The organism is Streptomyces sp. NPDC002643, assembly GCF_053592555.1.
The window spans coordinates 37,767-51,709 of the sequence record NZ_JBSFVY010000014.1 but is presented as its reverse complement, the minus strand read 5'-3'; the positions used below and the strand labels follow the sequence as shown (position 1 = coordinate 51,709).

At 69.0% G+C, this 13,943-nt stretch carries 9 protein-coding genes; 7 read left to right on the top strand and 2 right to left on the bottom strand.

Annotated features, from left to right (window positions below):
• Positions 1 to 4 precede the first annotated feature (4 nt).
• Both alr and ACWD4G_RS22025 read left to right on the top strand, forming a co-directional pair.
• Positions 5 to 1,153, top strand: coding sequence for an alanine racemase (gene alr / locus ACWD4G_RS22030; protein ID WP_451295911.1), 1,149 nt, complete (start codon positions 5 to 7; stop codon positions 1,151 to 1,153).
• Positions 1,150 to 3,570: a PEP-utilizing enzyme gene (locus ACWD4G_RS22025; protein ID WP_451295909.1), complete on the top strand. Its 2,421-nt coding sequence runs from the start codon at positions 1,150 to 1,152 to the stop codon at positions 3,568 to 3,570. The genes alr and ACWD4G_RS22025 overlap by 4 nt, the downstream gene beginning before the upstream one ends.
• A gap of 112 nt (positions 3,571 to 3,682) precedes the next feature.
• Here the strand turns inward: ACWD4G_RS22025 and ACWD4G_RS22020 are convergent, their stop codons facing one another.
• Entirely contained in the window at positions 3,683 to 4,876 is a 1,194-nt protein-coding gene (locus ACWD4G_RS22020) for an RtcB family protein (protein ID WP_451295908.1), read from the bottom strand.
• Positions 4,877 to 5,081: 205 nt separating this feature from the next.
• On the opposite strand from ACWD4G_RS22020, the gene ACWD4G_RS22015 reads away from it, so the two are divergent.
• The 3 genes from ACWD4G_RS22015 to ACWD4G_RS22005 all read left to right on the top strand — a co-directional run bounded on the left by ACWD4G_RS22015 (position 5,082) and on the right by ACWD4G_RS22005 (position 8,868).
• On the top strand, positions 5,082 to 6,056 hold the full coding sequence (locus tag ACWD4G_RS22015; RefSeq protein ID WP_451295906.1) for a DUF3558 domain-containing protein: 975 nt from the start codon (positions 5,082 to 5,084) through the stop codon (positions 6,054 to 6,056).
• A gap of 170 nt (positions 6,057 to 6,226) precedes the next feature.
• Positions 6,227 to 7,261, top strand: a complete 1,035-nt coding sequence (locus ACWD4G_RS22010) for a hypothetical protein (protein ID WP_451295904.1) — start codon at positions 6,227 to 6,229, stop codon at positions 7,259 to 7,261.
• 191 nt (positions 7,262 to 7,452) lie between these two features.
• On the top strand, positions 7,453 to 8,868 hold the full coding sequence (locus ACWD4G_RS22005) for a DUF2637 domain-containing protein (protein ID WP_451295902.1): 1,416 nt from the start codon (positions 7,453 to 7,455) through the stop codon (positions 8,866 to 8,868).
• A gap of 91 nt (positions 8,869 to 8,959) precedes the next feature.
• On the opposite strand, the gene lysS is transcribed toward ACWD4G_RS22005, so the two are convergent.
• The gene (lysS, locus tag ACWD4G_RS22000) at positions 8,960 to 10,729 is read right to left on the bottom strand and encodes a lysine--tRNA ligase (protein ID WP_451295900.1); all 1,770 of its coding nucleotides are present in this window, start codon (positions 10,727 to 10,729) and stop codon (positions 8,960 to 8,962) included.
• A gap of 412 nt (positions 10,730 to 11,141) precedes the next feature.
• Between lysS and argS the strand changes: the two genes are divergently transcribed.
• On the top strand, positions 11,142 to 12,929 hold the full coding sequence (gene argS / locus ACWD4G_RS21995) for an arginine--tRNA ligase (protein WP_451295898.1): 1,788 nt from the start codon (positions 11,142 to 11,144) through the stop codon (positions 12,927 to 12,929).
• Positions 12,930 to 13,065: 136 nt separating this feature from the next.
• Positions 13,066 to 13,908, top strand: coding sequence for a DUF4253 domain-containing protein (locus tag ACWD4G_RS21990; RefSeq protein WP_451295896.1), 843 nt, complete (start codon positions 13,066 to 13,068; stop codon positions 13,906 to 13,908).
• Positions 13,909 to 13,943 lie beyond the last annotated feature (35 nt).

The window sequence follows — 13,943 nt, the reverse complement described above, 5'->3', positions numbered from 1 at the left end:
GCCCGTGAACCGTCTGACACTCGAGCTGAGCGAGGAGGCCGTCGTCGGCAACCTGGCGGCCGTACGTCGGCTCATCGATCCCGGCACCGTCCTGATGGGTGTGGTCAAGGCCGACGCCTACGGGCACGGCCTTGTGCCGTTCTCCCGGCTGCTGGTCCGGCACGGTGTCCGCCGACTCGCCGTCGCCCACGCAGAGGAGGCCTTCCGGCTCAGAGACGCCGGAATCAACGTCCCGGTCCTGGTACTGGGCGCTGTGCCCACCGGAAACCTACCCGACCTGATCCGGGCGGATCTGCGGCAAACCGTGTACGCGGAGTCTCAGGCCCGCGCGCTCAGCCGAGCGGCCACCGTACTGGGGCGTCCCGCACGGGTGCATGTGGAGTTCGACACCGGCCTGTGCCGCTACGGCCTCGATCCAGCGGACGCCGGCGCGCTCCACCGGATCGCCGCGCTGGACAACCTGGTCGTCGAGGGTCTCTACACCCACCTCTCCGGCACCGCGCCGGAACCGGTCGACCGGCAACTGACACGCTTCGCCGAAGCCTGTCGATCGGCCACGGCCGCGCTCGGCCGACGGCCCCTTCGCCATGCGCTGGCCAGCCCCGGCCTCGCGGCCGGACTGCACCGCCGTACCGCGATGGAGATGGTCCGGCCCGGCATCCTGCTGTACGGCCTGGGCCCCTCGCACTCGCCGTCCCTACTGCCCGACCTGCCGGAATTCCGCCCCGTGCTGTCGATGACCTCGCGGATCGAGCAGCTGCGCCGTGTGGAGACAGGCACACGCGTCGGATACGACGGCGCGTACACCACACCCCGACCGGCCGTCATCGCGACCGTCCCGGTCGGCTTCGCCGACGGCCTGCCCAAGGCCCTGGGCGGTACCGGCCGGGTACTCGTCGGCGGCATGTGCGCCCCGATCGTGGGCCAGGTCGGCATGGGCCACATCAACGTCGATGTCACCGAGGTCCCACGCGCGGAGACCGGCGACGAGGTCGTCCTGCTCGGCGACCGAGCGGGACACCGTCTCGGCGTCCAGGACTGGGCCGACGCCGCGGGAACGATCAACACCGAAGTCCTGGTCCGGCTGGCCCCCGTGGCGCCACGGACCGTCCGGCAGCTGCCGTACCCCACCGAACAGGAGCGATGCGCATGACCTCCACCACGCCGCGAGTTCCCCTGGGGACGAAGGCCCGAACTCTGGACCGTCTGCGCCCGCACCTCACCACGGCGACCGTTCTGGATCAGCTGACGCTCACGGTCGCCGAGTGGCGCGAGGACCGTGCGGAGTGCGTGCGCCGGATCGGCTCCCGCTTCGCCGGCCGCAGGACCGTGGTCCGCAGCAGCGCGCTGTGTGAGGACACGGCGACAGACTCCGCGGCCGGCGTCTACGACAGCGTCCTCGACGTGGTGACGGACGACCCGCAGGCGGTGGCGGACGCCGTGGACACCGTGGTGTGCGCCTACGAGCGCCGGTCCCCGCAGGACGGGCCGGACCTGGGAGCCTTCGAGATCCTGGTGCAGCCCATGCTCCAGGACGTCACCATGAGCGGTGTAGTGCTCTCCCGCGACCTGCAGAGCGGCGGCCCCTACCTGGTCCTCAACTACGACGAGGGCAGCCGCACCGACACGGTCACCGGTGGAGCCGGCGACACGCAGCGTGTGGTGCGTGTCCACCACGGCGCCGACACCACGGCGATGAACGCCCCCCTCGGCTCCGTCGTCGACACCCTGCGGGAGCTGATGTCCCTCACCGGCGAGGCTCATCTCGACATGGAGTTCGCCGTCAGCCGCGGCCGGGTCCATGTCTTCCAGGTCCGCCCGCTGGTCGCCGCGGGCACTGGCCACAGCGAGGGGGACGCGCACGTGAGTGCCATCCTGGACGGCGTCAAGGCCGTGCTCCAGGACCGGGACCGGCCCCGGCGGGGCGTGTACGGCTCCCGGACCGCCTACAGCGACATGACGGACTGGAACCCGGCTGAGATCATCGGCACGCGTCCGCGGCCGCTCGCGGTCTCGCTGTACCGGCGTCTGGTCATGAAGGACGTCTGGCGCGAGGCCCGACGCAGGCTCGGCTACCACGACCCGGCCCCCCATCACCTCATGGTGACCCTCGGCGGCCACCCCTACGTGGACGTCCGCAACGACTTCAACTCCTACCTTCCAGCCGATCTGGGCAGCGATCTCTCCCACAAGCTGATCGACCACTACCTCGACCGGCTGCGCGCGCATCCCGAATTGCACGACAAGGCCGAGTTCGACATCTGCGCCACCTCTCTCGCCTTCGACTTCCCCGAGCACGAACAGCGGCTGACCGCAGCCGGTTTCAGCGCCACAGAGATCGACCGGTTGAGGGACTGCCTGCGCCGGCTCACCACCCATGTGGTGCAAGGCGGCGACGGCCAGTTCGCCGAAATGGCCCACCGCATAGAGGAGTTGGCCGCTCGGCGGGAGCGCGCCATGGCATCGGCCGAGGACGAGCACCCGCTGCTGGTCGCCGAGACACTGCTCGACGACGCAGCGGTCTACGGCACCCTGCCCTTTTCCGTGGTCGTGCGCGGCGCCTTCATCGCCACCGCCTTCTGGCGCTCTCTGCTGAGCACAGGGGTGATCTCGCGGGAGGAACACGACGGGTTGCTCACCACCATCGAGACGGTCTCCACCGAATTCACCGCGGACCTGGAACGCCATCACGTCGGCGACCTGCCCCGCGAAGAGTTCCTCGCACGCTATGGCCATCTTCGCCCCGGTACCTACGACATCACCGTCCCCTCCTATCGGGACGCCCCCGACCGCTACCTGGCCGCGCAGCGCACGGCCCGGGAGACCACGACGGACTCCGCCCCGTACGTTCTGCCGAAGGCCGCCACAAAGGCGATCGAGGCCAAGCTCGACGAGTTCGGTTTCGACTTCGGCGCCGATGTATTGCTGGACTTCGTACGCGAGACCCGGGTCCTGCGCGAACTGTACAAGTTCGAGTTCACCAAGAACCTCAGCAGCGCCATGGACTTCGTCGCCGAATTCGGGGCCCGGCACGGACTGAGCCGGGACGACCTCTCGTTCCTCACAGCGGAGGACCTTCTCGCCCAGGCCAATGGGGAGATCACCGATGCGGACGTCAACCGGCTGCGCGTGATTGCCGACACCAACCGCGAGCGATACGCTCGGCAGGCTCGCGTCCATCTGCCCGACGTGATCAACGGTCCGGCCGACGTGGAGATCATCGAGAGCCAGGTCCGCATCCCGAACTTCGTGACCTCCCGCCGGACGACCGCGCCCGTCGTGGTCGTCGCGGGTCTGCCGGAAGAGATGTCTGCTCAGAACCTGGCGGGGCGGATCGTGCTCACCGAGAATGCCGATCCCGGCTACGAGTGGCTCTTCTCACATGAAATAGCGGGCCTGGTCACGAAATACGGTGGGGCGGCCTCGCACATGACGATCAGATGCGCGGAATTCCGCATACCGGCGGCCATCGGCTGTGGAGAGGCGGCCTACGAACGACTCGTCCGCGCCAAGACGATCACCCTCGATTGCGCGGTGGGACGTGTCGGTCCAGTGCACGTCCTCCCTTAGCCGGAGAACGCAACCGGCCCACGAGGTTCGCCGAGCACAGGACAGGACGCTGCTCTCCACACCCCCAAGCAATGAACAAAGCCCCCGGTTTCCACCGGGGGCCTCGCCCATGTCAACCCTTCACGCAGACGACCTGCTTGAGCTTCGCCACCACCCGCACCAGATCCCGCTGCTGGTCGATGACTTGCTCGATCGGCTTGTAGGCGCCGGGGATCTCGTCGACGACGCCGGAGTCCTTGCGGCACTCCACGCCCCGCGTCTGCTCCTCCAGGTCCTTGGTCGTGAAGCGACGCTTCGCCGCGTTGCGGCTCATGCGCCGACCCGCGCCGTGCGACGCCGAGTTGAACGCCTTCTCGTTGCCGAGGCCCTTCACGATGTACGAACCCGTGCCCATGGAGCCCGGGATGATCCCGTACTCGCCGGAGCCCGCGCGGATCGCGCCCTTGCGGGTCACCAGGAGGTCCATGCCGTCATAGCGCTCCTCGGCCACGTAGTTGTGGTGCGCGCTGATCTCCGGCTCGAAGGTCGGCTTCGCCTTCTTGAACTCCTTGCGGATCACGTCCTTCAGGAGCGCCATCATGATCGTGCGGTTGTACTTCGCGTACTCCTGCGCCCAGAACAGGTCGTTGCGGTACGCCGCCATCTGCGGGGTGTCCGCGACGAAGACGGCGAGGTCGCGGTCCACCAGGCCCTGGTTGTGCGGGAGGTTCTGCGCGATGCCGATGTGGTGCTCGGCCAGTTCCTTGCCGATGTTCCGGGAACCGGAGTGCAACATGAGCCATACACAACCGGCCGTATCCGTGCAAACTTCGACAAAGTGATTTCCAGAACCAAGCGTCCCCATCTGCTTTCCCGCCCGCTCATGGCGGAATTTGACCGAATCGGCCACCCCGTCGAACCGCCCCCAGAAGTCCTCCCACCCGGCCGTACCGAAGCCATGGAACTGCCCGGGATCGACGGGCTCGTCATGCATCCCCCGCCCGACCGGGATCGTCTGCTCGATCTTCGAGCGGAGGCGGGACAGGTCGCCCGGCAGGTCATTGGCCGTCAGGGATGTCTTGACGGCCGACATTCCGCAGCCGATGTCCACCCCGACCGCCGCCGGGCACACGGCACCCCGCATCGCGATGACCGAACCGACCGTCGCACCCTTCCCGTAGTGGACGTCCGGCATGACCGCCAGACCCTTGATCCACGGCAGGGTCGCCACGTTCCTCAACTGCTGGAGCGCGCCCTCCTCCACCGACGCCGGGTCGGTCCACATCCGGATCGGCACCTTCGCGCCCGGTATCTCGACGTACGACATATCGCCCTCAATCCCCCGATGACAAAAGAAAAGTCCCAGAACGCAAAACCGGCGCCAAGGTCAACGAATGGGATGCCGGACCGGCGTTCACGGCAGTGCGTGCGATACACATGGTGCCCGGGGGTCACCCCCGGACGGCAACCGAATAACCACAGGACAGGACCGCGCAGACGTCCCCAGGGACCGCGTCGAGAGGAGCCCCACCGTGCAGCGGAAGGCGTACGTACCCGGCGTCGCCGTGCTCCTCGCGGCGGTGCTGGCCGCGTGCACGGGGTCGGACGACAGCGACACCACGGACGACGCGCGTCCCGGCGACGCCACCGCCAGCACCTCCGTCGCCCAGCCGGGCCGCTACGACACCCTCCCCGAGCCCTGCGGTTCCGTCGACCGGGACACCCTCGACTCCCTCCTCCCCGGCATCAAGCAACTCACCGACGAGGCCACGCGCGAGCAGGCGTACGAGGGCGAGGCGACCCCCACGTACGACACGGACCGCAAGGTCGGCTGCCGTTGGAAGGTGGAGTCGTCCTCGGCCACCGACTATCTGCTCGTCGACTTCGAGCGCGTGGTGTCGTACGACAACACGGTCAGCGACGACAGCAAGGCCCAGGAGGTCTACGGCACGAAGGTGGCGGAGGCGGACCTTCCGGAGCCGACGTCCACCGAGTCCTCGGAGTCCGCGGGGTCCGCGGGGTCCGCGGGGTCCGCGGGGTCCGCGGGGTCCGACGACTCCGGCGACACCAATGACAGCAGCGGCTCCGGCGACTCCGGCAAGGGCACCCCCAGCCCTTCGGGGAGCGCCTCCACCTCCGAACCGGATTCCTCCACTTCCTCGGAATCCTCGAATTCCTCGGATTCCTCCGATTCACCCGGCTCCTCCGACTCGTCCAACTCTTCCGGTTCCTCTGATTCCTCCGGTTCGTCGGCCTCCCCGTCCGAGACGCCGGCCTCCCTCCTCCCCCGTACGCTCGACGAACTCGGTGACGAGGCGTTCCTGGACGACGCGCTCGGGACGAGCGGGCAGCGGACCGTCACTGTGGTGTTCCGCACGTCGAATGTGATCGTGACGGTGGAGTACGAGGAGCAGCCGGCGACGACGACGGATGTGCCGGACAGCGAGGAAATGCAGGACAGGGCACGGAATCTGGCCGAACGGCTGGCCGACTCGTTCGACGACTGAGCGGCGGTCGGGGGCCGTCGGGGCGGCCCGGTGAACCCCCTGATTCAGGACCGCACTTCTTCCTCACCGCGTACCGTGGCCCACCGGACCCGATCCGACCGCAGGAACCACGCGGGATCGCCACACGTACGAACAAGCGTGATGAATGTGACGTCATGAGTGAAGGAACCATGCAACGAGCCGCAGAGTCAGGTCAGCAGCAGGAGCAGCGTCAGCAGCCGCGATTCGAACAGGGCGCGCGGGCCGTGCGGGGCGGGCGCCCGGCGGGTGGCGCGCGCCCGGCGGGTGGCGGGCTCCGGGCGCGGGGGTCGTTCCTCGCGGGGGCCGCCGTCGTGCCGGTGATGCTCCTGGCGGTGGGCTGTTCCTCGGACTCCGGCTCGGACAGTGCCTCCGGTGACAGTGAGCCGTCGCAGGTGGCCGAGTCGGCGCTGGCCGACACCTCGACCCCCGAGGTGGTGGAGGCGGCGTACTCGGTGCTGCCGGACGCGTGTGAGGTGTTCGCGGCCAAGACGCTGAAGTCGCTGGTCCCTCAGGGTGCGAAGTCGGGGAAGGCGATCAACGCGGCCGAGGCGAACGTCTCGGGCGACTGCCGCTGGACGAGCCTCGACAACAACGGGGTGGACGGCTCGCAGTACCGCTGGCTGAGCGTGTCGCTGCATCTGCTGGAGTCGGACCCGACGAACGGGCCCGGTGAGGACCGGGCGCACAAGGCGTTCGAGTCGAAGGTGACGTCGGCGCAGAGCACGGACGGTGCGACGAAGCTCAAGACGGAGCCGGTGACGGGTCTCGGCGACGAGGCGACGGCGGTGCTGTACGACCTGAAGAAAAAGGACGAGGGCACGTTCAAGCAGCAGACGGTCGTGGTCCGCACGGAGAACGTGGTGGTCACGGTCGACTACAACGGCGCGGGTCTGGCCGGTGAGGACACGCCGGACTCGGCGGCGCTGCTGAAGTCGGCGAAGTCGGCCGCGAAGGAGGCCGTGGAGGCGGTGGAGGAGGCGAACGAGAGCGACGGCGCGTCGTCGTCGCCGTCGTCCGGTGCCTCGGAGACGCCGTCGAAGGGTGCCACGAAGGGTTCGTCGTCGTCCGGTTCGGGTTCCGGTTCGGACACCGACTCGGACTCGGACTCGGACTCGGACGGTTCGTCGAGCAGTGGCTCGTCTTCCAGTGGCTCTTCGTCCAGTGGCCGCAAGACCTCCCGCTAGTGCCCAACTCGTAATGATCGGCGGGTAACTTCCCTCCCCATCAGGGCTTTTGTCGGCGCCCGGTCCTCACGCGGACCGGACGCCGACCCGTCCCGGCAATCCGTCCACCGCACACATGTGCCACTCTGTTGCGCGCAACAACACGCAAGAGGAGGGGAGTACGGGTGGCCGCGCCAATGCAGCTGACTCGGATGCACCGCGTTCTCATCGGCGTGGTCGTGGCCGGCGCCGTGATCATCGCCGGTATCGGTTTCGCGGGTTCGTACGCGGCCGTACGGGAGCTGGCCATCAAGAAGGGCTTCGGCAACTTCTCGTATGTCTTCCCGATCGGCATCGACGCGGGCATCTGCGTCCTGCTCGCCCTCGACCTTCTGCTGACCTGGATTCGCATCCCCTTCCCGCTCCTGCGTCAGACGGCGTGGCTGCTGACCCTGGCGACGATCGCGTTCAACGGCGCGGCGGCCTGGCCGGACCCGCTGGGCGTCGGGATGCACGCGGTGATCCCGGTCCTGTTCGTGGTGGCCGTGGAGGCCGCCCGCCACGCCATCGGCCGCATAGCCGACATCACCGCCGACAAGCACATGGAGGGCGTCCGCCTCACTCGCTGGCTGCTCTCGCCCATCCCCACGTTCCTTCTCTGGCGCCGTATGAAGCTGTGGGAGCTGCGCTCCTACGACCAGGTCATCAAGCTGGAACAGGAGCGCCTCGTCTACCAGGCCCGCCTCCGCAGCCGCTACGGCCGAGCCTGGCGGCGCAAGGCCCCGGTCGAGTCCCTGATGCCGCTCCGCCTGGCCCGCTACGGCGTCCCACTGGCGGACACGGCCCCGGCGGGCTTGGCAGCGGCGGGCATCGAGCCGGCGCTGCTGCCTCCGGTAACACAGGTGGACGTAGTTGCGGGCAGCCGGGCCGAGATAGCTGCGGGCAACCGCGCCGCCCCCGCCGACGTAGCTGCGGGCAATCGTGCCGCTGGGGCGGCACCCATCCCACAGAGAGCGGCACCTCAAAGCGAGCAGCGCCCTGAGTTGGCCAGCACCCCCACCCAGCAGCAGCCGGAACTCGTCCCGCACCAGGAACAGCCCCAGCCCACCCCCGAGCCCGAAGTAAACCCCTGGCTACACGCCCGCGACCCCCAGACGGTCCCCTACCAGGGCGGCTACGACCCCACGTACGACCCCTCCTACGCCCCGGAGGAGGAGTACGGCCAGTGGTACGAGGACCAGGCACCGGAACAGTACGAGCAGTACGACCAGTACCAGCAGCACGAACCGGACCCCCGGGACCCCCGCTACCAGCAGCAACAGTTCGAGACCCCCGAACCGGAGGAGCCGGACCCCTCCCCGGAGGAGACCGGCAGCTTCCCCATCCCCTCCGGCCCCGGCCGCACCCGCGAGCTGGGCGAGGGCGGCGGCAGCCCGGAGCCCGACGAGGAGTCGTACTACCAGGTCTTCAAGCAGTCGATAAACGGCAGCTACCCCACCCCACGCGAACTGATCGACAATGTGGAGGCCGAGTTCGGCATCACCCTCCCCGCGGAGGACTCCAAGCGCATGGTCAACCGCTTCACCAACCGCCACACCGCGGAACTGGAAGAGGACCACATCGCGTAACCCGCGCCCACGGGACAGACGAGGAGGGGGCGCCCGGTGCTGATCACCGGGCGCCCCCTCCTCGTACGACCCACGTGCTACCTGCGCGGCGTCACTCCCCGAGCAGCGCCCGCACCCTCTCCTGCCCCACCGCCAGCAGCAGCGTAGGCAGTCGCGGCCCGGTGTCGCGGCCGACGAGCAGGTGGTACAGCAGCGCGAAGAACGACCGCTGGGCGGTCTTGATCTCCGGCGGCAGCTCCTTGGGCGTGGCGTCGGCGGCGAACCCGGCCCGCACCTTGGGCACGCCGTACACAAGATGCGTGAGCCCGTCGAGGGACCAGTGCTCGGCGAGCCCGTCGAGGAGCAGCCGCAGGGAGCCCTGGCCCTGCTCGTCGAGGGACTTCAGCAGTTCGATGTCGGGCTCGGTCCGCACGATGGTCCGCTGGTCGGCGGGGACGTGCGTGTTGATCCAGGCCTCGGCCTTGTCGAGCCTGGGCCGTACGGCGTCGAGGTCGGCGAGCGGGTCGGTGGGGTCGAGTTCGCTGAGGATGCGCAGGGTCTGGTCCTCGGCGCCGGCGGTGATGTCGGCGACGGACGCGAGGGTCCGGTACGGCATCGGCCTGGGCGTCTTCGGCAGCTCCCCGGCGGCGGTGCGCACCGCACGCGAGTGCGCGGCGACATCGCCCGGCAGAGCGGAACCGTCGGCGACCTTCGCGTCGAGCTTGTCCCACTCGTCGTAGAGCCGCTGGATCTCCTGGTCGAAGGCGATCTTGAAGGACTGGTTGGGGCGGCGGCGGGCGTAGAGCCAGCGCAGGATCTGCGGTTCCATGATCTTCAGCGCGTCGCCGGGGGTGGGCACCCCGCCCTTGGACGACGACATCTTGGCCATGCCGCTGATGCCGACGAAGGCGTACATGGGCCCGATGGGCTGCTTGCCCCCGAAGATCCCGACGATCTGCCCGCCCACCTGGAACGAAGACCCGGGCGAGGAGTGGTCGACCCCGCTGGGCTCGAAGACGACGCCCTCGTACGCCCAGCGCATCGGCCAGTCGACCTTCCAGACCAGCTTGCCGCGGTTGAACTCGCTGAGCGCGACGGTCTCGGAGAAGCCGCAGGCGGTGCAGGTGTAGGTCAGCTCGGTGGTGTCGTCGTCGTAGGCGGTGACGGTGGTGAGGTCCTTGCCGCACTGCCCGCAGTAGGGCTTGTACGGGAAGTACCCGGCGGAACCGGAGCTTCCGTCGTCCTCGGCGGCGGCCCCGGAGCCCTCGACGGCCTCGATCTCCGCCTCGTCCAGTGGCTTCTGCTGCTTCTGCTGCTTGGCCGGGGCCTTCTTGGTCCGGTACTGGTCGAGGATCGCGTCGATGTCGCCGCGGTGCTTCATGGCGTGCAGGATCTGCTCGCGGTAGACGCCCGAGGTGTACTGGGCGGTCTGGCTGATCCCTTCGAACTCCACGCCCAGCTCGGCGAGGGCGTCGATCATGGCCGCCTTGAAGTGCTCGGCCCAGTTGGGGTGGGCGGAGCCCTTGGGGGCGGGCACCGAGGTGAGGGGCTTGCCGATGTGCTCGGCCCAGGTGTCGTCGACGCCGTCGACGCCGTTCGGGACCTTGCGGTAGCGGTCGTAGTCGTCCCAGGAGATCAGGTGCCTGACCTCATGTCCCCGGCGCCGGATCTCGTCGGCGACGAGGTGCGGGGTCATGACCTCGCGCAGATTGCCGAGGTGGATGGGGCCGGACGGCGAGAGGCCCGACGCGACGACAACGACCGGAGCGGTAGCGAGTGATGTCGCTTTGCCCGGGGCCCGACGCTCCGACTCCTCGATGACCTCATCCGCGAAACGGGAGACCCAGTCGGTGGTCTCGGTGCTCTGAGCCACGATCGGCACGTCCTCTTTTTCTGAGTGCTTCCAAGATCGACCGGTACGGTCCCCGGCCGACGGCCCCCATTCTCCCAGCTCTGGCCAGAACCACGAAAAGGCCATTCCACTCCGTGGGGAGGCGGGGACGAAGAGCTCGGGTAGTTCCCCGCGCCCCTTAAAAGCATGGGGTGCCCCCAGGTCTTTCAGGGGCGCGGGGAACTGCGCGAGCAACCACAACGCACCCGCACCCGACGAACGAACAGAACGGGGTCAAAGGGGCGCAGCCCCTGGCGATGGGACGGGTAGGGGCGGCGGGGGCGCAATCCATCCCCGCACCCACCACCCGCACCCCGCCACCCCACATCAGAAAAACCCCTTTACCCCCCATGGGATACTGAACGTCATCCACCCGTACCCCGAGGAGAACGGCTCCCCTCTCATGGCCCCGGTCACGTCCCTCACCGCCTCCGTCCACCAGCGCCTCGCCGACGCCCTCGCTTCCGCCCTCCTGGGAGCCGACGGAGTCGACCCGCTGCTGCGACGCAGCGACCGGGCCGACTACCAGGCCAACGGCATCCTCGCCCTGGCGAAGAAGGCGAAGGCCAACCCGAGGGAGCTGGCGACCCAGGTCGTCGCGAAGGTCGAGTCGGGTGAGCTGCTGAAGGAGATCGAGGTCTCCGGCCCCGGCTTCCTCAACATCACCCTCACCGACAGCGCGATCACCCGGAACCTCGCGGAGCGCTACGCGGACGACACCGGCCGTCTCGGCGTCCCCACGGCGGAGCACCCGGGCACGACGGTCATCGACTACGCCCAGCCGAACGTGGCGAAGGAGATGCACGTCGGCCACCTGCGCTCCGCGGTGATCGGCGACGCGCTCGTCCAGATCCTGGAGTTCACCGGCGAGAACGTGGTCCGCAGGCACCACATCGGCGACTGGGGCACCCAGTTCGGCATGCTGATCCAGTACCTGGACGAGCACCCGCACGAGCTGGACCACAAGGAGGAGGCCGACGCGGACCTCCAGACGTCCGGTGAAGCGGCCATGTCGAACCTCGACCGGCTCTACAAGGCCGCCCGCAAGCTCTTCGACTCCGACGAGGAGTTCAAGACGAGGGCCCGCCGCAGGGTCGTCGACCTGCAGGCGGGCGACCCGGCGACGCTCGCCGCCTGGCAGAAGTTCGTGGACGAGTCGAAGATCTACTTCTTCTCCGTCTTCGAGAAGCTCGACATGGAGATCCGGGACCCGGACATCGTCGGCGAGTCGGGTTACAACGACATGCTCGCCGACACCTGCCGTCTCCTGGAGGAGTCGGGTGTCGCGGTCCGCTCCGAGGGTGCCCTCTGTGTGTTCTTCGAGGACATCAAGGGCCCCGACGGCAACCCCGTCCCCCTGATCGTGCAGAAGTCGGACGGCGGCTACGGCTATGCGGCGACCGACCTCTCCGCGATCCGGGACCGGGTCTTCAACCTGAAGTCGCACAGCCTGCTCTACGTCGTGGACGCCCGTCAGTCGCTGCACTTCAAGATGGTCTTCGAGACGGCCCGCCGGGCGGGCTGGCTCAACGACGACGTGAAGGCGTACCAACTCGCCTTCGGCACGATCCTCGGCAAGGACGGCAAGCCGTTCAAGACCCGTGAGGGCGAGACGGTCCGGCTGGTCGACCTGCTGGACGAGGCGATCGACCGGGCGACGACGGTGGTCCGGGAGAAGGCCGAGAAGGTGGGCCTCGGCGAGCAGGAGATCGTGGAGAACGGCCGGTACGTCGGCATCGGCGCCGTGAAGTACGCGGACCTCTCCACCTCCGCCGTCCGGGACTACAAGTTCGACCTGGACCAGATGGTCTCGCTCAACGGCGACACGAGCGTGTACCTGCAGTACGCGTACGCCCGTATCCAGTCCATCCTCCGCAAGGCCGGCGAGGCCCGCCCCGTCGCCCACCCGGAGCTGGAACTGGCCCCGGCGGAGCGGGCGTTGGGTCTGCATCTGGACCAGTTCGGGGAGACCGTGGCGGAGGTCGCGGAGGCGTACGAGCCGCACAAGCTGGCCGCGTACCTCTTCAAGCTGGCCACGCTGCTGACGTCGTTCTACGACCAGTGCCAGGTGCTGAGCGACGACAACCCGACGGAGGTCGTCGAGAACCGTCTGTTCCTGGTCGACCTGACCGCCCGCACCCTGCACAAGGGCATGGCACTGCTGGGGATCAGGACGCCCGAGCGCCTCTGAGCCCGAGCCACGCCACCGGCGGGTGGGGCACCCCTACGCGGTGCCCCACCCGCCGGTGGCGTTCGGCTGCCCTCGATCGGGCTGGGTCCACGGCCCGGAGGGCCGGTTGTCAGTGGGTGGTTCTACAGTCACCGGCATGGCGACACTTCCCAATCCGCTGCCCGGTCTGGGCGCCGACCCGGCCGGCCGCTCGCTCGGCCTCGAACGCCCGCTTCCGCCCGGCCGGTTGATCGACACCACGGACGACGGGCCCTGGCACGAGCCGCTGCTCTGGTACGCCGACGAGCCTCCGGCGCCCGGTGCCTGGGCCGCCGTTCAGCCCGTGCGTCGTACGGCCGGCCTCCTCCCGGTCCTGCTGGACGTCGGCGGCGGACAGGGCGGCCCGGAGGACTGGGAGTTGATACCGGGCGAGGCGTCGTACCCCGGTGACCACGACGCCGACGAGGTCCTGGCCGAGCTGTGGGAGCAGTACGCGGACGAGGACGACGACGGCGAATGGCCCGGCCTCGCCCCGGCCCTCACCTCCGGAACCGACCCCGACACCCTCGCCGCCGAGGCCGCCGAAGCCCTGTCGGGTGCCGGGGCCGTATCCGGCATCCGTGCCGTCGATGCCCTGCTGGACGGCCCCTCCTGGCTGAAGGACCCCCGTCTCGCCCTGGTCCCCGCCCGCCGCAGCGCCGACATCCCGGCGGCCATCGGCTGGAGCGGGACGGTGAACCACGAGGAGGCAGGGCGGATGAGCGCGGTGCTGCGCTCCTGGGAAGACCGCTTCGGCATACGCGTGGTCGCCCTCGGCTTCAACCAGCTGACCGTCTCGGTCGCGGCCCCGCCCACCACCGAGGACGAGGCCCGGGAGATCACCCTTGAGCACTTCGCGTTCTGCCCCGACGCCATCGTCCAGGGCCCGGCGAGCGGCTCCCTGACCGACTACGCCATCACCCTGCTGAACGAGAGGACCTGGACCTTCTGGTGGGACTGACCCGCCCCGCGGTCCGGCCGCCCCGGGCAGCCCCG

What these genes read in the sequence shown, in the direction of transcription:
- ACWD4G_RS22005 (WP_451295902.1), top strand. Translation starts at nt 7,453, where the DNA reads ATGCACCGCGTTCTCATCGGCGTGGTCGTGGCCGGCGCCGTGATCATC.
- ACWD4G_RS22010 (WP_451295904.1), top strand. Translation starts at nt 6,227, where the DNA reads ATGCAACGAGCCGCAGAGTCAGGTCAGCAGCAGGAGCAGCGTCAGCAG.
- ACWD4G_RS22020 (WP_451295908.1), bottom strand. Translation starts at nt 4,876, where the DNA reads ATGTCGTACGTCGAGATACCGGGCGCGAAGGTGCCGATCCGGATGTGG.
- argS (WP_451295898.1), top strand. Translation starts at nt 11,142, where the DNA reads ATGGCCCCGGTCACGTCCCTCACCGCCTCCGTCCACCAGCGCCTCGCC.
- ACWD4G_RS22025 (WP_451295909.1), top strand. Translation starts at nt 1,150, where the DNA reads ATGACCTCCACCACGCCGCGAGTTCCCCTGGGGACGAAGGCCCGAACT.
- ACWD4G_RS21990 (WP_451295896.1), top strand. Translation starts at nt 13,066, where the DNA reads ATGGCGACACTTCCCAATCCGCTGCCCGGTCTGGGCGCCGACCCGGCC.